Below are 24,391 nucleotides of genomic sequence, written 5' to 3' on the forward strand. Positions count from 1 at the left end.
CTCCCCACAGACCAGGCCCCGCCGTCCGGCGGGGCCTTTGCCGTACCCGGGCACGCGCCCGGGCCGGCACCCCTCTCAACACAAGGAGATCCTCACCATGGCTGGAAACAACTCTGCCGAGATCCGCGTCGCAGGCGTCGGCAAGCTCTACGTCGCCAAGGTCGACACCGCCGTCCCGTCCTTCGGTGCCGGCGACTCCGCCGCCGACTGGACGGGCTGGACGGACCTCGGCTTCACCACCGGCGACGGCGTCACCTTCTCGAAGAAGGACAAGCTGGAGGCCATCGACTCGTGGCAGTCGGTCTCCCCGGTGCACTACATCTACTCGGCCCGTGACCTCTCGCTGAAGTTCTCCATGCTCCAGTTCAACGAGGACACGCTGCCGTTCTTCATGGGCGGCGGCAAGGTCGAGCCGGAGCCGGCGGCGCAGAACGAGACCTACAAGTACGACATCGCCGAGCGTCCGTACGCGGACGTGCGCGCCCTCGGCCTGGAGTTCACCGACGTCAAGGCCGGTGGCACGACCGCGGTGACGTACCGCTTCATCATCCCGCGCGGCCAGGTCACCGCGTCCGACGACATCAAGCTGGCCCGCAAGGCCGCGTCCCAGCTGGGCGTGACCTTCACGGCCATGTCGAACGGCAACGGCAAGCCGCTGGCCTCCTTCCTCATGAAGGACAGCCAGTACGGCACGGCGGTCTGACCCTTCCCCACCCGGGGCGGGACGGCCGACCGCCGTCCCGCCCCACCCCTCTCCTCTTCACTCACTCGAACAAGGAGTACGCATCACCATGGCCCGTTTCGACGTCAACGCCGCCCGCGCCCAGCGCCTGGAGGTCTCCGGCCGCAGCTGGTCCTTCGAGCTGGACGGCGAGAGCTACACCCTTCCGACCGAACTCAGCCGCGCGACCGCCAAGGCGCTGCGCAAGCTCGACGACAACGACGTGGACGGCCTGCTCGCGCTCCTGATGGGTGAGAAGCAGTTCGCCCGGTTCGAGCAGCACGACATCACCATGCAGGACATCGCCGCCATCCTGGAGGCCTACGGCAAGGAGACCGGGCTCGGCCTGGGGGAAGACTGAGCCTCGTCGAGTTCGTCGACGAACACGCCGAGGCCCTTGAGGCGGATCTCCTCCGCTACTACGCCACCGATCTCCTCGACTGGTACCGCGGCGAGCTCTCCAGCCGCCGCCTCTTCACACTGATCAAGCACCTGCCCGCGGACGGCGCCGTCCAGCGCCAGATCCACGGGGAGGCGGCGGAGTGGTCGATCTCCGACCACCTCCTCGCGGCCGCGGTGGACCATCTGGCCGTCGCCAACTGGATGTTCATGTGTGTCAACTCCGGCGAGGACGACGACCAGCCCGATCCTCCGAAGCCCGTTCCCCGTCCGGGTGTCGCGGGCGAGGAGGGGGAGGAGCGGGGCGAGCGGTCCACGGAGGACGGCGCCGCCGAGGTGGTGTCTCCCGGAGAGCTCGCACGGTTCTTCGGCTGAACCCGCGCCGTCCGGCGCCCCCGCGGCCCCCGGAGCCCGTTCCCGTCAGGGAGTGGACTCCGGGGGCGCTTCCTGTGCTCGCTCCGCGAGTTCGCCCTCCAGGGCCCTGGCCCGTTCCGAGAGCCGTCGGCCCTTGCGTGGACGGGTGTCCGCCTCGGCGTTCTCGGGGCCGCGACGGTCGGTGCCCGATCCGGAGTGGCCGGGCGTGCCGGTGAGCGGCGGCACTATCGGTCGCCCGCCTTTGCCTCGTACGACCTTGCGGACCCGCTGTGTCTGCGCCGCCCGGCGGGTCCTCGCCTCCCGGGTGTCCGTCTCCTGAGGGCCCGTCTCCTGAGGGCCCGCCTCCTGGGCGCTCGTCTCCCGGGTGCTCGGCGGGGGATCGCCGTCGGTGGCCGGCTCCTCGGCGTGCGGGCGCGGCTCCTCCTCGCTCTGCGGTGCGGTCGCGTGTTCGACCTCGGGGTTCCGCTCCTGTTCCGGGTGCCCGTCGAACCGTTCCCGCTCCCGCTCCCGGTCCCGGCGTACGCGCTCCTCGGCCTCCACCACGACGGCGGGGGGTTCGAGCAGGCGGGCGAACGGGAGCGGGATGACGCGGGCGCCGTCCGCCCCGTCGTCCATGCGCCGCTGGGGCCGGCGGATGCCGCGTCCGTCCTGCTGGCCCTGGGCGTAGGCGTCGGCGACGCGCTTCTCGTACTCCCTGCGTATGCGGGGGAGTTCCTCCGAGACGGCCTCGATCCAGCCCGAGGTGAACGCGGCGGTCTCACGCCGGTCGACCTCGGCCCGGGGGATCACCACGAGGTCCTCGGGGGCGTAGCCGTGCAGGTGGACCAGTTCGGAGAGGCGCGCGAACAGGTGGGGAAGGTCGGGGCTGGTATCGAGCCAGTCCACACCCTGATCCCTGCGACCGGTGCTCGGCTCCCTGTCCATCAGTTCTCGTACTGCCTTCCAGCCCCCTGGGGTCCCCTGCGCGCCCCTCGCGCCCCCCTGCGCGCCCCGAAGTGGTCCGGATCCGAGAATGCGCCCGTCCAGGTTACCCGGCCGCTCCCGGCCGTCCGATCCGGCGCCAACCCCACCTGGATCGCGCCAAGAAGACACGCCGTCAGAGCTTTCCACTCGACAAACATCGAACAGATGTTCCACACTCTGTTCGCACAGTAGTTCGAAAACGTGGTGCCCCCGCTCCTCACTCCGCGGCGCCGCCACGCACGCACGGGCAAGCAAACGGAAGGCAGGCGTCCATGACTCAGCAGGCCGAGGCATCGCGACCGCACATCCCGCTCCAGGACCGCCTCCGCCAGCTCCTCGACGGACCCGTCGCCCTCGACAAGAGAGCGTTGCTCGGCACGCTGTACGCCGAGGTCAGCCGGTACGAGACCCTCGCGTACGCGGCCGGCTGGAACGACGCCCTCGCGACGACGCGGCGCGACGCCCGCCGGGATCACGACGCCTAGCCGCCCGGCCGCCCCCTCAAGCCGAGCCCCTGCCGACGCTTCCCGCCGGCGGGGGCTTTTCGGCGCTTGGCCGTCACCGGCCGGAAGCGGAGTTGTTCATGGCAGACACCATCGAGGGGCTCTCCCAGGAGATCGCCAGACTGAAGGACGACCTCCTCAAGGGCACCATCACCATCAAGTACAAGGTCCCCGACGAGAAGGACCCCGACAAGACGGTCGACAAGACCGCGGAGATCTCCCAGCTCAAGAACTCCCTCATCGAGGTGAGCCCGAAGATCCTCACGCAGGAATCCGCAGCACCCTTCATCAAGAAGATCGAAGACATCCACGAGGAGGCCGTGAAGGCCCCTCTGACGGAGTGGCTCGAGGCCGCCGGCCTCGACGGGATCGCCGCCGGCGTCGAGAAGATCGCCGAGGGCAAGTCCCTGGGAACCTGGTGGCCCTACTTCGCGGCGGCCTTCGTGGGCCTCGCCATCCCGGCGATCGGCCTCCTGCTGGCAGCCAAGTTCACCGACTGGTCCCGGGCCCTCCAGGCGAAGATCTTCAGCGGACAGGCGTACGCGCGGAACGAGCAGGGCACGTGGAGCCGCCAGGACGTCCAAGCCGTCAACGACCGCGAGACCCGGGTCTTCAACGGTGGCGGAATCGGGACCCTCCCGAGCGAGGACAGCCTCCGCGGGATCCGCGAGGAGCTCCAGAAGCTGATCGACAAGATCACGGTCTTCAACCGCAAGGCCCCCTCGTTCCGCAACAAGTTCAACAAGCTGCCGTCGGCCCGCGCGCTCGCCAAGACCGCCACGGCCGTGGAGAAGGTCGGCAAGGCCGTCGACGACGTCAACCTCGAAACGCTCTCGTCGGTCACGACCAAGACGGAAGCGCTCAAGGACGTCATGTCGAACTTCGCGCCGAACAAGATCCCGAACGATCTCCGGGCGGCCACACGCGCCGCCGAGGGCCTCGACCGCGCGGGCCAGAACCTGCAGGAGCGGTTCCAGGCCCTCAAGCTGGCCGCCGCCGGGGCCGAACGAGCCATCGCCGGTACCTGAACAACCCCCCAGAAAGGAGGTAACCCATGTCTCTCGTCAGTTCCCTGAAGAACGCGTCCACCTCGCTGAGCAGCCTCAAGACGCAGGCATCCGGCGCCGGCACCTCGGTCAAGAAGGTCGGTGACGCCGGGCGGTCGGCGGCCGGGCAGCTCAAGAACCTCAAGACCAACGCCCAGGGCTCCAGCACCCAGCTGAAGAACCTCAAGACCGCCTCGGACCAGGCCGAGAAGTCCATGGCCAAGGCCGGCAAGACCGCCGAGACCGCCGGCAAGAGCCTCGGCAGGTACGAGTCCGGCGCCGGCAAGGCCGCCAAGGGTCAGGACAAGCTCAACAAGTCCATGAAGGGCAACTTCCTGGCCCGTCTGATCGAGCTGTTCATGCCGCTCATCGAGAAGATCGTCGAGATGGCGATGCGCTCGAAGACCATGCAGACGGTCATGAAGAAGGCCTTCGACGCCATCAAGACCGTGATCAGCTCGGTCATGAAGGCCATCGGCCCGATCATGAAGAAGGCCGGCGACCTGATCAAGACCGTCTGGAACGGCATCAAGAAGGCCGTCTCCACGGTCGTCAAGGCCGTCGCCACCGTCATCAAGACCTACGTGAAGATCTGGAAGACGGTCATCACCACGGTCATGAACGCGATCAGGACGGTCATCCGGACCGTCTGGAACGGCATCAAGGCCGTGATCACCCCGGTGGTCAACTGGATCAAGTCGGCGATCCCGAGCGCCTTCCGGGCCGTGAAGGACAAGATGTCGTCCATCTGGAACGGCCTCAAGGACATCGCGTCCCGGGCGTTCAACGGCATCAAGAGCGGCGTCTCCGGCCCGATCAACGCCGTCATCGGCATGATCAACCGGATGATCGGCAGCCTGAACCGGGTCAAGGTCAGCGTCCCCGGCTGGGTGCCGGTCGTCGGCGGCAAGACGTTCGGCGTCAACATCCCGACCATCCCCATGCTCGCCACCGGTGGTGTCGTCATGCCCCGCGCCGGCGGTGTCCCGGCGATCATCGCCGAGGCCGGCGAGGCCGAGGCCGTCCTCCCGCTCTCCAAGCTGGACCGGCTGCTCGCCCTCACGGCCCGGCGCGCCCGGATGTCCGCACAGGCGCAGACGGGCGGCGCCGCCGGAGCCGGGCTGCACATCGAGCACTACCACGCGTCCCGTGGCAGTGATCCGCAGTCGACGGCCGACGCGCTGATGTATCTGGCGAAGGCACGCGGATGAGTGCCGCGGCAGTCGCCATGCCGCGGTTCGGAAGCGTCACCCCGGTGATGAACTCCCTGCGGCAGAGCGCCGCCCAGGCGGGCGACGCGATGCAGCAGCTCAAGCAGGGCGTACAGCGGGCGGCCGGCGGCATCGGCTCGCTCGGCTCCGCCGGACGCACCGTCGGGTCGACGCTGCGCGGCCTCGGCGGCAACGCCTCCGGGGCCTCCTCTTCCGTCCGCCGCATGCAGCAGTCCAAGGCGGCCGCCGGAATCAAACGCGTCGGCGACGCCGCGGCCAGGGCGCGAACCGCCGCCGGCCGGGTCGGTTCCGCCGTCGGAGGCGTCCTCGCCCTCCTCGTACCGCTGATCCCCGTCACCGACGTCATCACCCAGCTGATGGACCGCTTCGGCACCGTCATGACCATCGCCTCGATCGCGATGACCGCCGCCAACGTCGCGATGCGGGCCAACCCGATCGGCTTCCTCGTCGGCATCCTCGTACCCGTCGCCGCGTACCTCATCGAGCTCGCGGTGAACTCGGAGACCGGCCAGAAGATCATGAGGCAGGTCTTCCAGCAGGCCCTCAAGGGCTTCCAGGCGGTCTGGAAGTTCCTGCAGCCGGTCATGAAGCTCCTCGGACAGGCCGTCGGAACCTACTTCAAGGGGTACCTGACCCTCTTCACCACCGCCCTGAAGGTCATCGGTTCCGCAATCAGCGGCCTGTCGAAGGCCGGTTCGTCCGTCTCCGCCGCCTCCCATGCGCTGCGGGGCATCGCCTCCAGCACGATGGGCGGCGTCAAGAACGCCGTCAAGCCGGTCCTGTCCTTCGTCACGGACAAGATCCCCGGCTTCTTCCGTACCGCCAAGGACGCGGTCGGCAGCGCCATGCGCGGCGTCGGCGACTTCGTCAAGGGGGCCCTGAGCGCCGTCATCGGCGTCGTCAAGGGGCCGATCAACGGCCTCATCGCCTTCGCCAACTGGCTCATCGACGGGCTCAACAAGCTCAGCTTCGAGATCCCCCTCACCGGCAAGAAGTTCGGCGTCGAGATCGACAAGATCCCGATGCTCGCCGACGGCGGCATCGTCATGCCCGGCACGGCCGACGACTACCGCATCGACTCGCTCTCCCAACTGGAGAACCGCCGCGTCCCGGCGGTCCACGAGCCGCCCCCACCGCCGCACCGCGTACGGGACTTCTACGAACAGCCCGGCGCCGGGCCGCGGTCGACCGCCGAGGACCTGCTGTTCCTCGCGACCGCCCGTCAGTGACACCCCATCAGAAGTGAGGTGACGGCCCCCATGGCCGAGACCACAACCGCATACGCCTCCGGAAACGGACTCACCGCCGACGTCGCGCCCGGCTCGCTGATCACCCAGGACGGGCAGATCCAGTGGGCCGGGCTTCTCATCGGCCCCGGCACACCGTTCGCCGTCGACCGCTCCGGGCTCACCGGCTGGGAGGACCTGCCCGAGTACGACTCCTCCGACGCCGAACGCCCCACCTCGCACGGCGCCTGGCCGGGCTCCCGGTACGCCAAGCCCCGCAAGGTCGGCGGAACGGTCGTACTGATGCCGGAGTACAACACGGCACCCGGCGCCATCCGCGCCCTGCGGCAGGCGCTCGCCCTGCTCGACGAGGAGCGCTGGCTGACCGTCCGGCTCCACGGGGAGATGCTCGCCGTACGCGCGCGGATCGCCCAGCGGGTCGTCCCGGCCGACCAGGGCTTCGCCACCCAGGGCAGCTCCAAGATGTCGATCCAGTGGCTGGCCTCCGACCCCCGGCGCTACACCGTCGAGGAGGAGGTGGCCACCACCACCGCCCCGCAGCCCGAATCCGGCCTCACCTGGCCGCTGACCTGGCCGCTCAACTGGGGCCAGGCCACGAGCACCGGCGACGCCGTCGCCGAGAACACCGGCTCCGCCGCCACCCACCCGGTGATCGCCTTCCGCGGACCGTGCTCCATGCCGACCGTCACCGAGCGGGTCAGCAAGCGCCGGCTCCGGTACGCGATCGACCTGGCCGCCGGCGACGAGCTCGTCGTCGACACCGCCAACGGCACGGTCATGCTCAACAACACCGCGTCCCGCCGTCACACCGCCATGGCGGACTCCAGCCCGGAGGAGCTCTTCCTGCTCGAACCGGGCCGTACGGAACTGTCGTTCCGCCCCGACGAGGCGACCCCCGAGGCACTCATGACGGTCCGCTGGCGCAGCGCCGAGTGGTGACCGCAGCCCCCTTCCGCTCCTGACGGATCCGACGGATCCGCTCCTCCCCACGAAGAGGTGCACCCATGACCGTAAAGGCCGCCTGGCTCCAGTCCACCGGCCAGACCCGCGAGGACACCCGTCTCACCCTCGCCGCCCTGCTCACCCCCAGTGGCCAGAGCCCTGAGGAGACCCCGCTCCGTTCCCGGCCGGGCGTCGTGCCGGGCGGCCTGCCCCTGACCGGCACGGCGCCCATGCAGTGCACGATCGGCACCGGCAGGGCCGTCGTCCAGGGCAACGACACCGCCCAGGGTTCCTACCTGGTGGCCGTCACCAGCCCGGAGATCCTCACGATCACCGACGGCGACCCGCAGTACGACCGGATCGACCTGGTCGAACTCGCCGTCGTCGACGACACCTACGACCGTACGGGCACCACCGAGGCCGTCGTACGGCTCGTCAAGGGCACCGCGCAGGCCACGCCCGTGGCCCCGGCGAGCGGCCCGGGCAGCACCATTCCGCTGTACACGGTCCGCGTCCCGAAGGGCACCTCCGCCGGCACCGGCGGCATCGCCTGGACCACCGGCGGAGTCACCCAGCAGCACTGGCCGGTGGTGGCGCTCGGCGGCATCCTGCCGACCAGCGGCTTCAAGGGCGCCTACGCCGGCCAGTACCGGGACGCCTCCGGGATGCTCCAGCGCTGGGACGGCACGACCTGGCTGTCGTACCCCAGGGCGATCGGCGGGATCGCCCCGGGCTCCCTGGTCTCGACCGGGGGCTACACCGGCCAGTACCGGGACAACGGCGGGATCCTGCAGCGCTGGGACGGCGCGGCCTGGCAGTACGTGCAGGGCAGGTCGTCCCTCCTGTTCAGCGCCTCCCAGACGCTGACGTCCCATCAGCAGAGTGTCCCGTCCAACACCTGGACCGTGCTCAGCCTGCCGACCGTCGACGCCGACGACGCCGCCGCCTGGAACGGGACCGACACCTTCGTCGTGCCGCGCACCGGCTGGTGGCGCATCGGCGCACACGCCGTCTGGCAGAACGACGCCCAGACCGGCGCCAGGGGCGCCCGCGTCCTGGTCAACGGGACCGGCGTGCAGCGCATGACATGGCTGACCCCGGCCGGCAACAGCGCCATCACGGTCGGCGGCCAGGGGCTGGTCAGGCTCACCGCCGGCAACACCCTCCAACTGGCCGGCTACCAGAGCCACACCGCGGCGGTGAAGACGCTCGGCGGCTCCGGCTACGCCTGCACCCTGACCGCCGAGTGGATCAAGTCCTGACCGCTCGTCCGCCCACCGACCCTCATCGAAGGAGAACCCCATGAACCTGCGCAGCAGCTGGGTCGCCGAGACCGGCCAGACCCGCGAGGACACCCGGCTCACCCAGATCGGCGCCACCAACGCGCTCAACCCCGTCCAGGTCCGCTCCGGCATCCTGCCCGGCTCCTACGACGGCAAGTACCGGCTGTCCGGCTTCTGGATGACGAACGCCTCCGCCATGTCGGCGACGGTCTCCGAGGGCCGGGCGGTCATCCAGGGAGACATCTCCCAGGGCGCCTACCCGGTGACGCTGCCGGCCTCCGAGAACATCACCTTCGCTCCGGGCGACGCCCTGTACAACCGGGTCGACCTCGTCGTCCTGCGGATCCACGACAAGCTCTACGAGGGCGACCGCAACGAGGCCGTCATCGAGATCATCCAGGGCTTCGCGGAGCAGACCCCGAAGGCCAGGCCGGTACCGGCGCGGAGCCTGGCGCTGTACGAGGTGACCGTCCCGGCCGGCGCCAGCGCGGGCAACGGCGGCATCCCGTGGGCCACGGGCCTCAAGGACCTGCGCACCACCATCTCCTCCGTCGGCGGCATCCTCCCGGTCGAGGGCCCGGTCCAGCCGGGCGCCTACCCGGGGCAGTACCAGGACACGCCCGACGCCCAGTTCCAGCGCTGGGACGGCGGCAAGTGGGTGGCGTACCCGCAGGCCGTCGGCGGCGTCGTCCCGAACTCGGTCAGCGCCTCCGCCCCCGGCACCTACACCGGCCAGTACCGGGACGGTGCGGGCGGACGGCTCGAACGCTGGACCGGCTCGGCGTGGGCCCCGGCCGTCCCGGGTCCGTACTTCAACGACACGCTGACCGCCAGCTACACCACCTCGACCGCGTGGGTGAGCGCGCTCGCCGACCGGCCCGCGCTCTCCCTCACCTTCGTCGCCCCGGCCTCGCGGCAGGCGATGCTCACGTTCGGCTCGCGGATCCAGCTGGTCGGCTCGGGGTCCGGCGTCGGCTTCATGAGCGTGAAGGTCATGCAGGGCACGGCCGTCCACCGCGACAACAGCGACTCGTACGCGGTGGTCTGCCAGTCCCCCGGCAACATCTCCGTCGCCACGACCCAGCGTCTGCACACCCTGACGGCGGGGGCGACGTACACGGTCACCGCCCACTACCGGACGACCAACGCCGCCCTGCAGGCGTGGTTCAACAACACGTTCCTCCAGGTCGTCCCGCAGCACTGACCGGCCGCCCGTCACCGGCTGCCCGACCTTCCCTCCCCCAGGAGACCCCATGCCCGTACGCTCCGGCTGGCTGCTGCCCACTGGGCAGACCCGCCAGAACACCCGTATCACCAACATCGGCGCCACCACCCCCACCAACCCGCTCGGCGTGCGGTCGGGCATCCTGCCCGGAACGTACGACGGCAAGTTCCGGATCGGCGGCCTCTGGATCAGCAGCGCCGGCCCGATGACGGCCACCGTGTACCACGGCAGGGCCGTCGTCCAGGGCGGCAACTCCGACGGCGCCTACCCCGTCGCCCTCGACCAGGACATGACCATCACCTTCGGCGACGGCGACGCCCTCAACCCGCGCATCGACCTCGTCGTCCTGCGCGTGTACGACAACGACGCCGACCTCCAGGGCAAGTACGACGCCGTCGTCGAGATCGTCAAGGGCGAGCCGAAGGCCGCTCCGACGCCGCCCGCGGCCCCGGCCCGCTCGCTGGCGCTGTTCCACGTCAGGGTGAAGGCCGGAGCCTCCGCCGGCACCGGCGGCATCGACTGGACGGCGGCCGGCACCGTCACCGACCTGCGCACCTCGACCGTCGCGGCGGGCGGCATCCTGCCCGTCCACAACAACGCCACGGTGATCGGCTCCTACCCGGGCCAGTACCAGGACAACGACGACTCGCACTACCTGCAGCGCTGGAACGGCACCGCCTGGGTCGCCTACCCGAAGGAGATCGGCGGCATCGCCCCCGCCGGCACGCTGTCCACCGGCGGCTACCCGGGCCAGTTCCGGGAGAACAGCGGGGTGCTCCAGCGCTGGAACGGCACCGCGTGGGCGAACTACCAGCCGCCGGTCGAGGTGGAGACCCTCACCGGCGGCGTCACCATGCTGCCCGGCTGGAGCCTGGTCTCCTTCAACGCGCGCCGCACCCGCGGCATCGTCTCGCTGCTCCTCTCCGTCACCCGCAGCGGCGCGACCATCACCGCCAACAGCGCCGGCAACATCGACGACGAGCAGCTGTGCACCCTGCCCGCGGGCTGGCGGCCGGCCTTCGACATGGAGGTCTCCGCCTGCGACGGCTTCGCCAACGGCGGCGCCAACATCTGGACCAACGGGCAGGTCAACCTGCGGACCTGGTCCCCCACCGGCGTGCTCATGGCCGGCCGCAACGTCCGCGTCTCCGCCACCTACGTCCTCTGAGGGGAGCCCGATGAGCCTCGACACGCCCTACCGGGCGATCTTCTGTGACCTGCTGACCGACCAGACCCTGGACATCCTGCCCCTGCGGGACGTCTCCTTCGACGACTACATCGGCAAGGCCGGCTCCCTCTCCGGCACCATCCCGATCCCCAACAAGGCCATCGCCGAGCGCGTCAAGCAGGTACGGGAGGGCCGCACCTCGGTGTATCTGGAGCGCGGCGGCGACCTGTGGTGGGGCGGCATCGTGTGGACCACCACCCTGCAGTCCAGCGGCCGCGGCGTGCTGACCCTCGGCATCCAGGCCGCCACCTTCGACTCGTACGCGGGCCGCCGGCGCATCCGTACGGACATCACGTACGACACCCCGGCCTACCAGCTGGAGATCGCGCGCCGGCTGTGGAGCGAGCTCGACGTCCAGAGCTACCCGGGCGCCCCTGCGAACCAGGAACCCAAGCGCCTCGGGATCACGTTCGGCGACGAGCCGCCCAAGGTCATGCGCACCGTCTCGTGGCGCAAGGGCGACGAGACGGTCTACCTGGACGCGCTCAACCAGATCGCCGCCATGCAGGACGGCTTCGAGCACCAGATCCTGGTCTACCGCGACCCGATCAGCGGGCAGCGGGTCCGCCAGCTACGCCTCGGCGAACCGAAGATCGTCAACGGCGCCACCGACCTGCTCTTCGACCGGCCCGGCGTCATCCTGTCGTACTCCTTCCCGTACGACGCGACCCGAGGCGGCACCACCGCGGTGGCCCGCGGCGCGTCCGTGAACGCCAATGCGGCCGCCGAGTCGCGCCCGCTCTACGGCAAGGAGCAGTACGACACCTCGCTCCTCGTCGACGGCTGGCCGCTGATCGACCTGTCCTCGGACCACAACGAGATCACCGACACGCTCACCCTGGAGTCGCTGGCCGCGGCCGAACTCGCCCAGGCCCGCGGCGCCGTGGTGATCCCGGCGATCACCATCCACCTGGGCGGGATGGTCCCGCCGGCCCTCATCGGGCGCATCGCCCGCATCCGGATCCACGACGAGTGGTTCGCGCAGGGCCTGGACGCCCGCTACCGCATCATCGGCGTCAAGGTCACTCCCCCGGAGCGCGGCCGTCCCGACACCGCCGAGCTCTACCTTGAGGAGGCCTGATGCCCCAGCTGCCCGAGGACATCATCGACCGGCTCAACCAGATGGAACGCCGGCTCAAGGCGCTGTCCACCGCCGTCAACACGCGTCCCCCGGTCAACGAGTTCCGCCCCGCCACGCAGACCGGCAGCGTCACCATCACCCGGCCGCTGTTCCGGATCTTCGACGGCTACAACCACGAGATCTTCGCGGACGACATCCTGACCGGCGGTCTGGCCCGGCCCTGGCTGCAGCTCATGCCGCCGCTGCCCACCGATCCGGTCAAGTGGCCCTCCACCACCGCCGCCGCGTTCACGACCGTCGCCCGCTCCTCCAACCCCGTCTGGCAGCCGAAGATGCGACTCGTCGTCAACACGGCGGCCTCGTCGGGCGCCACCGGGCAGGTGCGGGTGCTCGTCGACAACGTCCAGTTCGGTCCCACGGTGACCGCGGGCACCACCTACGACCACCTCGGCCTGCTGCCCGGCGACATGAAGACCAGGTTCGGCCAGACGATGAACATCGAGATCCAGGCCATGGCCGCCGGCGGCACGGTCTACGCCCAGGCGGTCCTCATCCACGGCGCCCAGACCTGACCCGCCCTCCCCGCAGGACGACGAGTACGAGGAGTACCCCATGAACACCGACCCCACCCAGCCCTGGGGCGTGGCCATCGACTACGCCGGCCGCGCCGTCGTCACCGAGGGCGGCCACACCCTCAATGTCCGCGTCTACGACAACAGCCTCAGCTACACCCTGGAGATCGACCCGGTCACCGGGCAGTACCCGTCGGTGTACGTCACCGCCGAACTCACCGAGAAGTCCACGGCCGACGTCGTCCTGCGCGGCGCCGGCCTGACCATCGTCCACGCCGAGGACGGCGTCCCCGTGGTCCCCGACCCGACCTCCGTCGAGCAGGCCGTCGCCGCGGCCCTCGCCGACTTCGAGTCCCGCCGGGCCGCCTACGCCGCGCTCTGCGCGACCTGGGCGCCGACGCCGCAGCCCGAGCCCGAGCCCGAGCCGGAGCCTGCGCCGACCCCGGAACCGATCCCGACCCCGACCCCGGAACCCGCTCCCGCCACGGCCCCGTAGCGCCGAAGCCCCACCCCACCTGTACGCCCGCCCCCGCGCGGGCTTTTTTCATGCCCGCAAGCCCGGAGGTCACCATGGCCACTCCCCTCTCCGCGGACCGGCTCGTCGCCGCGCTCCGCGCCGAAGGCGTCAAGGTCGTCGAGCACGACGGCTGGCGCACCCACCACCGCAACCAGGCCGGCGCCTGGGGGCCGGTCGTCGGCGTGATGATCCACCACACCGTCTCCAGCGGCACCGCCTCGTCCGTCGAGCTCTGCTACAACGGCTACACCGGGCTGCCGGGCCCGCTCTGCCACGGCGTAATCGCCAAGGACGGCACGGTCCACCTCGTCGCCAACGGCCGCGCCAACCACGCGGGCGGCGGCGACCCCTCGGTCCTCCAGGCCGTGATCACCGAGACCTACGGAACCCGTCCGCCCACCCCCCGCCACCACCAGGGCAGCCCCGGCGCCGTCGACGGCAACTCCCGCTTCTACGGCTTCGAGTGCATCAACCTCGGCAACGGCGGCGACCCCTGGCCGGCCGCCCAGCTCGACGCCATCGAGCGGACGTCCGCCGCGCTCTGCCGCGCCCACGGCTGGGGCGCCAAGTCCGTCATCGGCCACCTCGAATGGTCGGACTGGAAGAGCGACCCGCGCGGCTTCGCGATGCCGGGCATGCGCGACCGGGTCCAGAAGCGGCTCGCCGCCTCCCCGGCCAAGCAGCCCCCGGCCCCGCAGAAGCCGAAGCCGGCCGCCCCCCGCTACCAGCCCTTCCCCGGCACCTCGTTCTTCAAGAACAACCCCAGCTCCCCGATCGTCACCGCGATGGGCCGCCGGCTGGTCGCCGAGGGCTGCTCCGCGTACGCCGTCGGCCCCTCCCCCCGCTGGGGCGAGGCGGACCGGCGCAGCTACGCGAAGTGGCAGCGCAAGCTCGGCTTCGGCGGCTCCGACGCCGACGGCTGGCCGGGCGTCATGTCCTGGAACGCGCTCAAGGTCCCGTACAGCGGTTGAGTCCCGTACAGCACGCAAGGAGAACCCCCATGTCCGATGCCGCCAAGCGCACCGCGCGCACCGTCCTGCAGACCGCCGTCGGCATCGCCGTCGTACTCCCCGCGGTCGTCGACGCCGCCGGCCTCCCGGCGACCCTCCCCTGGGTCGCCGGCGCGCTGGCCGTGGCCGGAGCCCTGACCCGGGTGATGGCGCTGCCCGCCGTACAGAACATGCTGCCGTCCTGGCTGCGCACCACCCCGGCGGCGGCCGATGACCGAGCCTGATCCGAACGACCCGGTGGCGGTGGCACTCGAACTGGAACGGCTGCGCGGCACGCTGGAGGCCGGCTTCGCCCGCGTCGACGGCTCGCTGGCCCTGCTCGTCCAGCGCAGCGACCAGACCGACAAACAGCTCGCCGACCACGAGGCCAGGCTGGACGCCCTGGAACGCTCCCGCTGGCCGCTGACCAGCATCGCCGCGCTCACCGCGAGCGCCGGCCTGATGCTCGCGGTCTGGGAACTGGCGGGCCGGTAGCCCGCCGCCCTCCAGGAACGCCGCAGGGCGGCCACCCCGTACGAAACGGAGTGACCGCCCTGCGGTACTTCAAGCGACTCGCTTACTGGTTGTACGGACCGTAGTCGTAGTCCTCCAGCGGAACGGCCTGGCCGGAGCCCGTGCCGAACGGCGAGTAGTCGATGTCGTCGTAGCCGACGGCCGAGTACATCGCGGCCTTGGCCTCCTCGGTCGGCTCGACCCGGATGTTGCGGTAGCGGGACAGACCCGTACCGGCCGGGATGAGCTTACCGATGATGACGTTCTCCTTGAGGCCGATGAGGCTGTCGGACTTGGCGTTGATCGCCGCATCCGTCAGGACTCGGGTCGTCTCCTGGAAGGAGGCGGCCGACAGCCAGGACTCCGTCGCCAGCGAGGCCTTGGTGATACCCATCAGCTGCGGACGGCCGGAGGCGGGGTGACCGCCCTCGGTGACCACACGACGGTTCTCGGTCTCGAACTTCGAGCGCTCGACGAGCTCGCCCGGCAGCAGCTCCGCGTCGCCGGACTCGATGATCGTCACGCGGCGCAGCATCTGCCGGATGATGATCTCGATGTGCTTGTCGTGGATCGACACACCCTGCGAGTTGTAGACCTTCTGGACCTCGCCGACCAGGTGGACCTGGACCGCGCGCTGACCGAGGATCCGCAGCACGTCGTGCGGGTTGGTGGCACCCACGGTGAGCTTCTGGCCCACCTCGACGTGGTCGCCCTCGCCCACCAGCAGACGGGCACGCTTCGAGATCGGGAACGCCGTCTCGTCGCTGCCGTCGTCCGGGGTGACGACGATCTTCTTGGTCTTCTCGGTCTCCTCGATACGGACGCGGCCGGCCGCCTCCGAGATCGGGGCGACACCCTTGGGCTGACGAGCCTCGAAGAGCTCGACGACACGGGGCAGACCCTGGGTGATGTCGTCACCGGCCACACCACCGGTGTGGAAGGTACGCATCGTCAGCTGGGTACCGGGCTCACCGATGGACTGGGCCGCGATGATGCCGACGGCCTCACCGATGTCGACCAGCTTGCCGGTGGCCAGCGAACGGCCGTAGCAGAAGGCACAGGTGCCGACCGCGGACTCACAGGTCAGGACCGAGCGGGTCTTGACCTCCTCCACACCGGCGCCCACGAGGGCGTCGATCAGGACGTCACCCAGGTCGACGTTGGCCGGCGCGATGACCTTGCCGTCCACGACGACGTCCTCGGCGAGCATCCGCGCGTACACGGAGGTCTCGACGTCGTCCGTCTTCCGCAGGACGCCGTCGGCGCCCCGCTCGGCGATCTTCAGCTTCAGACCGCGCTCGGTGCCGCAGTCCTCCTCGCGGATGATCACGTCCTGCGAGACGTCCACCAGACGACGGGTCAGGTAACCCGAGTCGGCGGTACGCAGGGCGGTGTCGGCCAGACCCTTACGGGCACCGTGCGTCGAGATGAAGTACTCGAGGACGGTGAGGCCCTCACGGAAGGACGCCTTGATGGGACGCGGGATCGTCTCGTTCTTGGCGTTCGACACCAGACCACGCATACCGGCGATCTGCCGCATCTGCATCATGTTTCCTCGGGCACCCGAGTCAACCATCATGAAGATGGGGTTCGTCTTGGGGAAGTTCTCGTTCATGGCCTCGGCAACCTCGTTGGTCGCCTTGGTCCAGATCGCGATGAGCTCCTGAGTGCGCTCTTCCTTGGTGATGAGACCGCGCTCGTACTGCTTCTGGACCTTCTCGTCCTGCGCCTCGTAGCCCGCGACGATGGCCTTCTTCGCCTCGGGAACGACGACGTCGGAGATGGCCACGGTGACGCCGGAACGGGTCGCCCAGTAGAAGCCCGCCGCCTTCAGGTTGTCGAGCGTCGCCGCCACGATGACCTTGGGGTAGCGCTCGGCGAGGTCGTTGACGATCTCGGAGAGCTGCTTCTTGCCGACCGAGTAGTCGACGAAGGGGTAGTCCTCGGGCAGCAGCTCGTTGAAGAGCGCGCGGCCAAGGGACGTCCGCAGACGGAACGAGTCACCCTGCTGCCACTCCGGCTCGCCCTCCTCCGCGACCGGGGGAACCCAGCCGCGCGGCGGAACGGTGCCGATCGGGAAGCGGATGTCGACGGACGACTGCAGCGCGAGCTCGCCGGCGTCGAAGGCCATGGTGGCCTCCGCGGTGGAGCCGAACGCGCGGCCCTCGCCCTTGGTGTCGCGCAGCTCACCGTCGGTGGTCAGGAAGAACAGACCGAGGACCATGTCCTGGGTCGGCATCGTGACCGGACGGCCGTCGGCCGGCTTGAGGATGTTGTTCGAGGACAGCATCAGGATGCGGGCCTCGGCCTGCGCCTCCGCGGAGAGCGGCAGGTGGACGGCCATCTGGTCACCGTCGAAGTCCGCGTTGAACGCGGTACAGACGAGCGGGTGGATCTGGATGGCCTTGCCCTCGACCAGCTGCGGCTCGAAGGCCTGGATGCCGAGGCGGTGCAGCGTGGGCGCACGGTTCAGCAGAACCGGGTGCTCGGCGATGACCTCTTCGAGGACGTCGTACACGACCGTGCGGCCGCGCTCGACCATCCGCTTGGCGCTCTTGATGTTCTGCGCGTGGTTCAGGTCGACCAGGCGCTTCATCACGAACGGCTTGAAGAGCTCCAGCGCCATGGCCTTCGGCAGACCACACTGGTGCAGCTTCAGCTGCGGACCGACGACGATGACGGAACGCGCGGAGTAGTCCACACGCTTACCGAGCAGGTTCTGACGGAATCGACCCTGCTTGCCCTTCAGCATGTCGCTGAGGGACTTCAGCGGACGGTTGCCGGGGCCCGTGACCGGGCGACCACGACGGCCGTTGTCGAAGAGGGCGTCGACCGCCTCCTGGAGCATCCGCTTCTCGTTGTTCACGATGATCTCGGGGGCACCGAGGTCGAGCAGACGCTTCAGACGGTTGTTGCGGTTGATCACACGGCGGTACAGGTCGTTCAGGTCGGAGGTCGCGAAGCGGCCACCGTCCAGCTGCACCATCGGACGCAGGTCCGGCGGGATCACCGGCACGCAGTCGAGAACCATGCCCTTGGGGCTGTTCGCGGTCTGCAGGAACGCGGAGACGACCTTGAGGCGCTTGAGCGCACGGGTCTTCTTCTGGCCCTTGCCGGTACGGATGATCTCGCGGAGGCGCTCGGCCTCCTCGTCCAGGTCGAAGGACTCCAGGCGCTTCTGCAGCGCGGCGGCACCCATCGAACCGTCGAAGTACGTGCCGAAGCGGTCACGCAGCTCGCGGTAGAGGAGCTCGTCGCCCTCCAGGTCCTGGACCTTGAGGTTCTTGAAGCGGTTCCAGACCTCGTCGAGACGGTCGATCTCGCGCTGCGCACGGTCGCGCAGCTGCTTCATCTCACGCTCGGCACCCTCGCGCACCTTGCGGCGCACGTCGGCCTTGGCACCCTCGGCCTCGAGCTCGGCCAGGTCGGTCTCGAGCTTCTTGGCGCGGGCCTCGAGGTCGGAGTCGCGACGGTTCTCGATCTGCTGACGCTCGACGGAGACGTGCGCCTCCAGCGAGGGCAGGTCACGCGTCCGGCGCTCGTCGTCCACGAACGTGATCATGTACGCGGCGAAGTAGATGACCTTCTCGAGGTCCTTCGGCGCGAGGTCCAGCAGGTATCCGAGGCGCGACGGGACGCCCTTGAAGTACCAGATGTGGGTGACGGGGGCGGCGAGCTCGATGTGGCCCATCCGCTCACGGCGCACCTTGGCGCGGGTGACCTCGACGCCACACCGCTCACAGATGATGCCCTTGAAGCGGACACGCTTGTACTTGCCGCAGTAGCACTCCCAGTCCCGGGTCGGACCGAAGATCTTCTCGCAGAAGAGTCCGTCCTTCTCGGGCTTGAGCGTGCGGTAGTTGATGGTCTCAGGCTTCTTGACCTCGCCGTGGCTCCACTGACGGATGTCGTCAGCGGTGGCCAGACCGATCCGGAGCTCATCGAAGAAGTTGACGTCGAGCACTATGCGTCAATCCCTCTCAGGGTTGTAAGTCTTGGGGTCTGAAACGGGGGTCCTGGGGCCGGCCGGGGACTCAGTGGATTGCACCGAGTCCCCGTACCGGACTCCCGTCAGACCTCTTCGACGCTGCTCGGCTCGCGCCGGGACAGGTCGATACCGAGCTCCTCCGCTGCGCGGAAGACGTCCTCGTCGGTGTCGCGCATCTCGATGGACATGCCGTCCGAGGACAGCACCTCCACGTTGAGGCACAGGGACTGCATCTCCTTGATGAGCACCTTGAAGGACTCGGGGATGCCGGGCTCAGGGATGTTCTCGCCCTTGACGATGGCCTCGTAGACCTTCACGCGGCCGGTCACGTCGTCGGACTTGATCGTCAGCAGCTCCTGGAGGGCGTACGCGGCGCCGTACGCCTCCAGCGCCCACACCTCCATCTCACCGAAGCGCTGGCCACCGAACTGGGCCTTACCACCCAGCGGCTGCTGGGTGATCATCGAGTACGGACCGGTCGACCGGGCGTGCAGCTTGTCGTCGACCAGGTGGTGGAGCTTGAGGATGTACATGTACCCGACCGAGATCGGGTCCGGGAACGGCTCGCCGGAGCGGCCGTCGAACAGACGCGCCTTGCCGGAGGGGAGCACCATGCGCTCGCCGTCGCGGTTCGGGATCGTGTGCTGCAGCAGACCCGCGAGCTCGTCCTCACGCGCACCGTCGAAGACGGGGGTGGCGACGTTGGTGCCCGGGGCGACCTGGTCGGCGCCGATGGCCTGCAGGCGCTGCGCCCAGTCGTCCGCGAGGCCGGAGACGTCCCAGCCGCGGCTGGCGAGCCAGCCGAGGTGGATCTCCAGGACCTGTCCCGGGTTCATTCGGGACGGGACACCCAGCGGGTTGAGGATGATGTCGACCGGCGTTCCGTCCTCGAGGAACGGCATGTCCTCGATCGGAAGGATCTTGGAGATGACACCCTTGTTGCCGTGACGGCCGGCGAGCTTGTCACCGTCGGTGATCTTGCGCTTCTGGGCGACGTAGACGCGGACCAGCTGGTTCACGCCCGGGGGAAGCTCGTCGCCCTCCTCGCGGTCGAAGACGCGGACGCCGATGACCTTGCCGGTCTCGCCGTGCGGCACCTTCAGCGAGGTGTCACGGACCTCACGCGCCTTCTCACCGAAGATCGCGCGGAGCAGACGCTCCTCGGGGGTCAGCTCGGTCTCACCCTTGGGCGTGACCTTGCCGACGAGGATGTCGCCGGCGACGACCTCGGCACCGATACGGATGATGCCGCGCTCGTCGAGGTCGGCGAGGACCTCCTCGGAGACGTTCGGGATGTCCCGGGTGATCTCCTCCGGGCCGAGCTTGGTGTCACGGGCGTCGACCTCGTGCTCCTCGATGTGGATCGAGGAGAGGACGTCGTCCTGCACGAGGCGCTGCGACAGGATGATCGCGTCCTCGTAGTTGTGACCCTCCCACGGCATGAACGCCACGAGCAGGTTCTTGCCGAGCGCCATCTCACCGTTCTCGGTGGCCGGACCGTCGGCGAGGACCTGGCCCTCGATGACCCGGTCGCCCTCGGAGACGACGACCTTCTGGTTGACCGAGGTGCCCTGGTTCGAGCGGGAGAACTTGGCCATCCGGTACGTGGTGTACGTGCCGTCGTCGTTGGCAACGGTGATGTAGTCGGCCGAGACCTCCTGGACGACACCGTCCTTGTCGGCCTTCGGCACGTCACCGGCGTCGGTGGCACAGCGGTACTCCATGCCGGTACCGACGAGCGGGGCCTCGGACTTAATCAGCGGCACCGCCTGACGCATCATGTTCGCGCCCATGAGGGCACGGTTGGCGTCGTCGTGCTCGAGGAAGGGGATCATGGCCGTCGCGACCGACACCATCTGGCGCGGCGAGACGTCCATGTAGTCGACCTCGGTCGGCGGGACGTAGTCGACCTCGCCACCACGGCGGCGGACCAGGACGCGCGGCTCGGTGAAGCGGAGCTCGTCGTTCAGGGTCGCGTTCGCCTGGGCGATGACGAAGCGGTCCTCCTCGTCGGCCGTGATGTAGTCGACCTCGTCGGTGACCTGGCCGTCGACGACCTTGCGGTACGGCGTCTCGATGAAGCCGAACGCGTTGACACGGCCGTACGAGGCGAGCGAACCGATCAGACCGATGTTCGGGCCTTCGGGGGTCTCGATCGGGCACATGCGTCCGTAGTGGGACGGGTGCACGTCTCGGACCTCGAAGCCGGCCCGCTCACGGGACAGACCACCGGGACCCAGCGCCGAGAGACGACGCTTGTGCGTCAGACCCGACAGCGGGTTGTTCTGGTCCATGAACTGCGACAGCTGGCTGGTGCCGAAGAACTCCTTGATGGAGGCGACGACCGGCCGGATGTTGATCAGGGTCTGCGGCGTGATCGCCTCGACGTCCTGGGTGGTCATGCGCTCGCGCACGACGCGCTCCATACGGGCCAGACCCGTACGGACCTGGTTCTGGATGAGCTCGCCGACGTTGCGCAGACGACGGTTGCCGAAGTGGTCGATGTCGTCGGTCTCGACGACGATCTCCCGGCCCGACTCGCCGATCGTCTCGGTCTCGCCCGCGTGGAGCTTCACCAGGTACTTGATCGTGGCGATGACGTCGTCGGTGGTCAGGACACCGGCGTCCAGCGGCTCGTCCGCGCCGAGCTTCTTGTTCACCTTGTAGCGGCCGACCTTCGCGAGGTCGTAGCGCTTCGGGTTGAAGTAGAGGTTCTCGAGCAGCGTCTGAGCGGCCTCGCGGGTCGGCGGCTCGCCCGGACGGAGCTTGCGGTAGATGTCGAGCAGCGCGTCGTCCTGACCCTGGGTGTGGTCCTTCTCCAGGGTGGCGCGCATGGACTCGTACTCGCCGAACTCCTGCAGGATCTGCTCGGTGGTCCAGCCGAGCGCCTTCAGGAGGACGGTGACGGATTGCTTGCGCTTGCGGTCGATGCGGACACCGACCATGTCGCGCTTGTCGATCTCCATCTCCAGCCAGGCACCCCGGGACGGGATGATCTTGGCGGAGAAGATGTCCTTGTCGGACGTCTTGTCGATGGAGGAGTCGAAGTAGACGCCCGGCGAACGGACCAGCTGCGAGACCACGACACGCTCGGTGCCGTTGATGACGAAGGTGCCCTTGTTCGTCATGAGCGGGAAGTCGCCCATGAAGACCGTCTGGGACTTGATCTCGCCGGTCTCGTTGTTGGTGAACTCGGCCGTGACGAAGAGCGGGGCGCCGTACGTGAAGTCACGGTCCTTGCACTCGTCGATCGAGTTCTTCGGGGGCTCGAAGCGGTGGTCGCGGAAGGTCAGCGACATCGACCCGGAGAAGTCCTCGATCGGAGAGATCTCCTCGAAGATCTCCTCCAGACCCGACTTCCTGGGGACGTCCTGTCCCGACTCGAGAGCGGCCTCGACGCGAGCCTTCCAGGCGGCGTTGCCGAGCAGCCAGTCAAAGCTCTCGGTCTGCAGCGCGAGGAGGTTCGGAACCTCGAGGGGCTCCTTGATCTTTGCAAAGGAGATGCGCAGCGGGGCGGTGCTGGCGCCGTTGTTCGTATTGGTCGAGGCGTTGCGCGAGGCGGCCAAGAGGGGGTCCTTCCGAGGGCTCGGACTCACTACGCGCGTACCGGTCCCCAGCGACGCAGAGGGACAGACATTTCCCGATATGGCCAAAAGCCCAGTTCAGGTCAGGTCTGCCGACAATGCTCTCGCGGAGTATGCCCCTGGTGACGGGCAGGGGGCAGCTAACAGGCAGCGCAAAGGGTCAGTGTAGCCACTTGGCCCACTGATGTCCAGGGCGAGTTTTTCGCGACCCTCGTTGTTCTCAACTCCGCGGTACCTCGCGCCGTGCGGCGCACCTCGATACTGCCCGTTCCGCCGTCGATCCATGCCTCGGATACGGATCGTTGTGACGACGCGTCCTGAGAATTGCGCGCTGCGTGCGGTTCGTCAAGGCCCCCCGGTCAGCGGGGGCGCACGGCGAAGATCACCATACTCCGCTCCCGGCGCCTCCCACGACCCCCGCCACGCCCTCCCGGGGTACGCCGAAGGGCGACCACCCGGATGGGTGATCGCCCTCGACGAGGCGCCTGAGGGGCGCCAGAACGAGTCAGGAGACTCGCAGGGTCTTACTTGACCGTGACGGAGGCGCCGGCGGCCTTGAGGGACTCGGCAGCCTTCTCCGCGGCCTCCTTGGCGACCTTCTCGAGGACCGGCTTCGGGGTGCCGTCGACGAGGTCCTTGGCCTCCTTCAGGCCCAGGGAGGTGAGCTCACGCACGACCTTGATGACCTGGATCTTCTTGTCGCCCGCACCCTCGAGGATGACGTCGAACTCGTCCTGCTCCTCGGCGGCCTCGGGGGCAGCGCCACCCTGGGCGGGGCCGGCAACGGCGACGGCCGCGGCGGCGGTGACGTCGAACTTCTCCTCGAAGGCCTTCACGAACTCGGAGAGCTCGATGAGGGTCATCTCCTCGAACTGCGCGAGCAGGTCGTCCTGGGACAGCTTCGCCATGATGGCGTCCTTCCACTAATTCGGCGGGTGCCGGATGTATATAGAGGCGGGCGTAACGGCCCGCTACGACCCACGCACTAGGCGGCGTGGATCAGTGCGCGAGCCGAATTACTCGGCACCGCCCTGCTCGGCGAGCTTGACGCGAAGCGCCTCCGCGGTGCGGACGAACTTCGACGGCAGCGCCTGGAGGAGCGAAGCAGTCTGGGACTGCTTGCCCTTGAAGGCACCGGCCAGCTTGCTGAGCAGAACCTCGCGGGACTCGAGGTCCGCAAGCTTCTTGATCTCATCGGCGGAGAGCGCCTTACCATCAAGGACACCGCCCTTGATGATGAGATTCGGGTTGTCCTTGGCGAAGTCACGAAGACCCTTGGCCGACTCCACCGGGTCACCGGTGATGAAGGCAGCGCCCGTCGGACCGGTGAACTGGTCGTCGAGCGAGGTGATCCCGGCCTCGTTGGCCGCAATCTTGGTCAGCGTGTTCTTCACCACGGCGTACTGGGCGTTCTCACCGAGCGAACGGCGCAGCGTCTTGAGCTGGGCCACGGTGAGACCCCGGTACTCGGTCAGCACGACGGCGCTCGAGCTCTGGAACTTGTCCTTGAGCTCGGCTACCGCGGCAGCCTTGTCGGGCCTTGCCATAGAGCGTCGGCCTCCTTCCGGGTGATGAGGACCGCTCAGAAGGGGCTGAACAAAGAGAAACGCCCCGGCGCAGGCGCACGGGGCTCAGCTCGACCGAGTCGAAATCGACGCGGGAACTCTTCCACGATCACCTGCGCGGGCCGTTCGCATCTCAGCGAACCTTCGGCCACCGGACCTCTTACGAGAGCACGGCAACGACCAGCGGTCTTTGGCTTCTGTGGAAGAGTACGCGACGCCTGCGGCGGGGAGCAAATCCGCCCGTACGGCTCAGCCCTCGCCGAGCCCCTCGGAGGCCCCGCCGGGCGCCCGGCGGGGCGTCCCGGGGCTTCTGGGACCCCTGGCGTCGCCTGAGAGCCCGCGCCACGGCTCCGTACGAAGAAAGCCGGCCCCCGGCCCCTCCGAAGAGGGGACGGGGGCCGGCTGACCACTCAGTGAG

Annotated in this window: 22 protein-coding genes; 17 read left to right on the forward strand and 5 right to left on the reverse strand. The window is 69.0% G+C overall.

Annotated features, from left to right (window positions below; translation table 11 throughout):
* The first annotated feature begins 97 nt into the window (after positions 1 to 97).
* From ACFVGW_RS26250 to ACFVGW_RS26260, 3 genes are all read left to right on the forward strand, one after another.
* On the forward strand, positions 98 to 703 hold the full coding sequence (locus ACFVGW_RS26250) for a phage tail protein (RefSeq protein ID WP_352188375.1): 606 nt from the start codon (positions 98 to 100) through the stop codon (positions 701 to 703).
* 88 nt (positions 704 to 791) lie between these two features.
* A complete protein-coding gene (locus ACFVGW_RS26255; RefSeq protein ID WP_352188374.1) occupies positions 792 to 1,082 on the forward strand; it encodes a hypothetical protein in 291 nt (96 codons plus the stop codon).
* Between the two features lie 215 nt (positions 1,083 to 1,297).
* Complete coding sequence (locus tag ACFVGW_RS26260; protein ID WP_383223090.1) at positions 1,298 to 1,495, forward strand: hypothetical protein; 198 nt, start codon at positions 1,298 to 1,300, stop codon at positions 1,493 to 1,495.
* Positions 1,496 to 1,540: 45 nt separating this feature from the next.
* Here the strand turns inward: ACFVGW_RS26260 and ACFVGW_RS26265 are convergent, their stop codons facing one another.
* Complete coding sequence (locus tag ACFVGW_RS26265) at positions 1,541 to 2,380, reverse strand: hypothetical protein (protein ID WP_385853676.1); 840 nt, start codon at positions 2,378 to 2,380, stop codon at positions 1,541 to 1,543.
* Positions 2,381 to 2,730: 350 nt separating this feature from the next.
* Between ACFVGW_RS26265 and ACFVGW_RS26270 the strand changes: the two genes are divergently transcribed.
* From ACFVGW_RS26270 to ACFVGW_RS26335, 14 genes are all read left to right on the forward strand, one after another.
* Positions 2,731 to 2,943, forward strand: a complete 213-nt coding sequence (locus ACFVGW_RS26270; protein ID WP_352188372.1) for a hypothetical protein — start codon at positions 2,731 to 2,733, stop codon at positions 2,941 to 2,943.
* A 98-nt stretch (positions 2,944 to 3,041) separates the two neighbouring features.
* The gene (locus tag ACFVGW_RS26275) at positions 3,042 to 3,989 is read left to right on the forward strand and encodes a hypothetical protein (RefSeq protein ID WP_385853677.1); all 948 of its coding nucleotides are present in this window, start codon (positions 3,042 to 3,044) and stop codon (positions 3,987 to 3,989) included.
* A gap of 26 nt (positions 3,990 to 4,015) precedes the next feature.
* Positions 4,016 to 5,218, forward strand: coding sequence for a phage tail protein (locus ACFVGW_RS26280; protein ID WP_385853678.1), 1,203 nt, complete (start codon positions 4,016 to 4,018; stop codon positions 5,216 to 5,218).
* Complete coding sequence (locus tag ACFVGW_RS26285; protein ID WP_385853679.1) at positions 5,215 to 6,468, forward strand: tape-measure protein; 1,254 nt, start codon at positions 5,215 to 5,217, stop codon at positions 6,466 to 6,468. Before ACFVGW_RS26280 ends, ACFVGW_RS26285 begins: the two co-directional genes overlap by 4 nt.
* Before the next feature lie 30 nt (positions 6,469 to 6,498).
* Entirely contained in the window at positions 6,499 to 7,425 is a 927-nt protein-coding gene (locus ACFVGW_RS26290; protein WP_352188368.1) for a phage distal tail protein, read from the forward strand.
* A gap of 65 nt (positions 7,426 to 7,490) precedes the next feature.
* Positions 7,491 to 8,690, forward strand: a complete 1,200-nt coding sequence (locus ACFVGW_RS26295) for a hypothetical protein (RefSeq protein WP_385853680.1) — start codon at positions 7,491 to 7,493, stop codon at positions 8,688 to 8,690.
* Positions 8,691 to 8,730: 40 nt separating this feature from the next.
* Positions 8,731 to 9,915: a hypothetical protein gene (locus tag ACFVGW_RS26300; protein WP_383223079.1), complete on the forward strand. Its 1,185-nt coding sequence runs from the start codon at positions 8,731 to 8,733 to the stop codon at positions 9,913 to 9,915.
* A gap of 49 nt (positions 9,916 to 9,964) precedes the next feature.
* Positions 9,965 to 11,104 carry a hypothetical protein gene (locus ACFVGW_RS26305; RefSeq protein WP_385853681.1) on the forward strand — a complete coding sequence of 380 codons (1,140 nt, stop codon included), beginning with the start codon at positions 9,965 to 9,967 and terminating at the stop codon, positions 11,102 to 11,104.
* Positions 11,105 to 11,114: 10 nt separating this feature from the next.
* Positions 11,115 to 12,245: a hypothetical protein gene (locus ACFVGW_RS26310; protein ID WP_383223076.1), complete on the forward strand. Its 1,131-nt coding sequence runs from the start codon at positions 11,115 to 11,117 to the stop codon at positions 12,243 to 12,245.
* Positions 12,245 to 12,817: a hypothetical protein gene (locus ACFVGW_RS26315; RefSeq protein ID WP_385853682.1), complete on the forward strand. Its 573-nt coding sequence runs from the start codon at positions 12,245 to 12,247 to the stop codon at positions 12,815 to 12,817. The genes ACFVGW_RS26310 and ACFVGW_RS26315 overlap by 1 nt, the downstream gene beginning before the upstream one ends.
* Positions 12,818 to 12,857: 40 nt before the next feature.
* Positions 12,858 to 13,313 (forward strand): ATP-binding protein, encoded by a 456-nt coding sequence (locus ACFVGW_RS26320; protein WP_385853683.1) that lies wholly within the window; start codon positions 12,858 to 12,860, stop codon positions 13,311 to 13,313.
* A gap of 74 nt (positions 13,314 to 13,387) precedes the next feature.
* Positions 13,388 to 14,305, forward strand: a complete 918-nt coding sequence (locus ACFVGW_RS26325) for a peptidoglycan-binding protein (protein ID WP_383223068.1) — start codon at positions 13,388 to 13,390, stop codon at positions 14,303 to 14,305.
* A gap of 29 nt (positions 14,306 to 14,334) precedes the next feature.
* A complete protein-coding gene (locus ACFVGW_RS26330) occupies positions 14,335 to 14,568 on the forward strand; it encodes a hypothetical protein (RefSeq protein WP_385853684.1) in 234 nt (77 codons plus the stop codon).
* The gene (locus ACFVGW_RS26335) at positions 14,555 to 14,818 is read left to right on the forward strand and encodes a hypothetical protein (RefSeq protein WP_383223063.1); all 264 of its coding nucleotides are present in this window, start codon (positions 14,555 to 14,557) and stop codon (positions 14,816 to 14,818) included. The genes ACFVGW_RS26330 and ACFVGW_RS26335 overlap by 14 nt, the downstream gene beginning before the upstream one ends.
* An 82-nt stretch (positions 14,819 to 14,900) precedes the next feature.
* Here the strand turns inward: ACFVGW_RS26335 and ACFVGW_RS26340 are convergent, their stop codons facing one another.
* From ACFVGW_RS26340 to rplJ, 4 genes are all read right to left on the reverse strand, one after another.
* Positions 14,901 to 18,800: a DNA-directed RNA polymerase subunit beta' gene (locus ACFVGW_RS26340; RefSeq protein WP_385853685.1), complete on the reverse strand. Its 3,900-nt coding sequence runs from the start codon at positions 18,798 to 18,800 to the stop codon at positions 14,901 to 14,903.
* 107 nt (positions 18,801 to 18,907) lie between these two features.
* Positions 18,908 to 22,390 (reverse strand): DNA-directed RNA polymerase subunit beta, encoded by a 3,483-nt coding sequence (gene rpoB / locus ACFVGW_RS26345; RefSeq protein WP_352188358.1) that lies wholly within the window; start codon positions 22,388 to 22,390, stop codon positions 18,908 to 18,910.
* 542 nt (positions 22,391 to 22,932) lie between these two features.
* Positions 22,933 to 23,316 carry a 50S ribosomal protein L7/L12 gene (gene rplL / locus ACFVGW_RS26350; protein ID WP_352188357.1) on the reverse strand — a complete coding sequence of 128 codons (384 nt, stop codon included), beginning with the start codon at positions 23,314 to 23,316 and terminating at the stop codon, positions 22,933 to 22,935.
* Between the two features lie 108 nt (positions 23,317 to 23,424).
* Positions 23,425 to 23,955 (reverse strand): 50S ribosomal protein L10, encoded by a 531-nt coding sequence (rplJ, locus tag ACFVGW_RS26355; protein ID WP_352188356.1) that lies wholly within the window; start codon positions 23,953 to 23,955, stop codon positions 23,425 to 23,427.
* Positions 23,956 to 24,391 lie beyond the last annotated feature (436 nt).

The organism is Streptomyces sp. NPDC127129, from assembly GCF_042671585.1.
Lineage (GTDB): Bacteria > Actinomycetota > Actinomycetes > Streptomycetales > Streptomycetaceae > Streptomyces.

Bases quoted from the DNA above. Each gene is read 5' to 3' on its own strand.
- ACFVGW_RS26310 (WP_383223076.1), top strand. From the start codon at position 11,115: ATGAGCCTCGACACGCCCTACCGGGCGATCTTCTGTGACCTGCTGACC.
- ACFVGW_RS26320 (WP_385853683.1), top strand. From the start codon at position 12,858: ATGAACACCGACCCCACCCAGCCCTGGGGCGTGGCCATCGACTACGCC.
- ACFVGW_RS26250 (WP_352188375.1), top strand. From the start codon at position 98: ATGGCTGGAAACAACTCTGCCGAGATCCGCGTCGCAGGCGTCGGCAAG.
- ACFVGW_RS26335 (WP_383223063.1), top strand. From the start codon at position 14,555: ATGACCGAGCCTGATCCGAACGACCCGGTGGCGGTGGCACTCGAACTG.
- ACFVGW_RS26330 (WP_385853684.1), top strand. From the start codon at position 14,335: ATGTCCGATGCCGCCAAGCGCACCGCGCGCACCGTCCTGCAGACCGCC.
- ACFVGW_RS26270 (WP_352188372.1), top strand. From the start codon at position 2,731: ATGACTCAGCAGGCCGAGGCATCGCGACCGCACATCCCGCTCCAGGAC.
- ACFVGW_RS26275 (WP_385853677.1), top strand. From the start codon at position 3,042: ATGGCAGACACCATCGAGGGGCTCTCCCAGGAGATCGCCAGACTGAAG.
- rplL (WP_352188357.1), bottom strand. From the start codon at position 23,316: ATGGCGAAGCTGTCCCAGGACGACCTGCTCGCGCAGTTCGAGGAGATG.
- ACFVGW_RS26285 (WP_385853679.1), top strand. From the start codon at position 5,215: ATGAGTGCCGCGGCAGTCGCCATGCCGCGGTTCGGAAGCGTCACCCCG.
- ACFVGW_RS26325 (WP_383223068.1), top strand. From the start codon at position 13,388: ATGGCCACTCCCCTCTCCGCGGACCGGCTCGTCGCCGCGCTCCGCGCC.
- ACFVGW_RS26300 (WP_383223079.1), top strand. From the start codon at position 8,731: ATGAACCTGCGCAGCAGCTGGGTCGCCGAGACCGGCCAGACCCGCGAG.
- ACFVGW_RS26290 (WP_352188368.1), top strand. From the start codon at position 6,499: ATGGCCGAGACCACAACCGCATACGCCTCCGGAAACGGACTCACCGCC.
- ACFVGW_RS26255 (WP_352188374.1), top strand. From the start codon at position 792: ATGGCCCGTTTCGACGTCAACGCCGCCCGCGCCCAGCGCCTGGAGGTC.
- ACFVGW_RS26280 (WP_385853678.1), top strand. From the start codon at position 4,016: ATGTCTCTCGTCAGTTCCCTGAAGAACGCGTCCACCTCGCTGAGCAGC.
- ACFVGW_RS26315 (WP_385853682.1), top strand. From the start codon at position 12,245: ATGCCCCAGCTGCCCGAGGACATCATCGACCGGCTCAACCAGATGGAA.
- ACFVGW_RS26295 (WP_385853680.1), top strand. From the start codon at position 7,491: ATGACCGTAAAGGCCGCCTGGCTCCAGTCCACCGGCCAGACCCGCGAG.
- ACFVGW_RS26305 (WP_385853681.1), top strand. From the start codon at position 9,965: ATGCCCGTACGCTCCGGCTGGCTGCTGCCCACTGGGCAGACCCGCCAG.
- rplJ (WP_352188356.1), bottom strand. From the start codon at position 23,955: ATGGCAAGGCCCGACAAGGCTGCCGCGGTAGCCGAGCTCAAGGACAAG.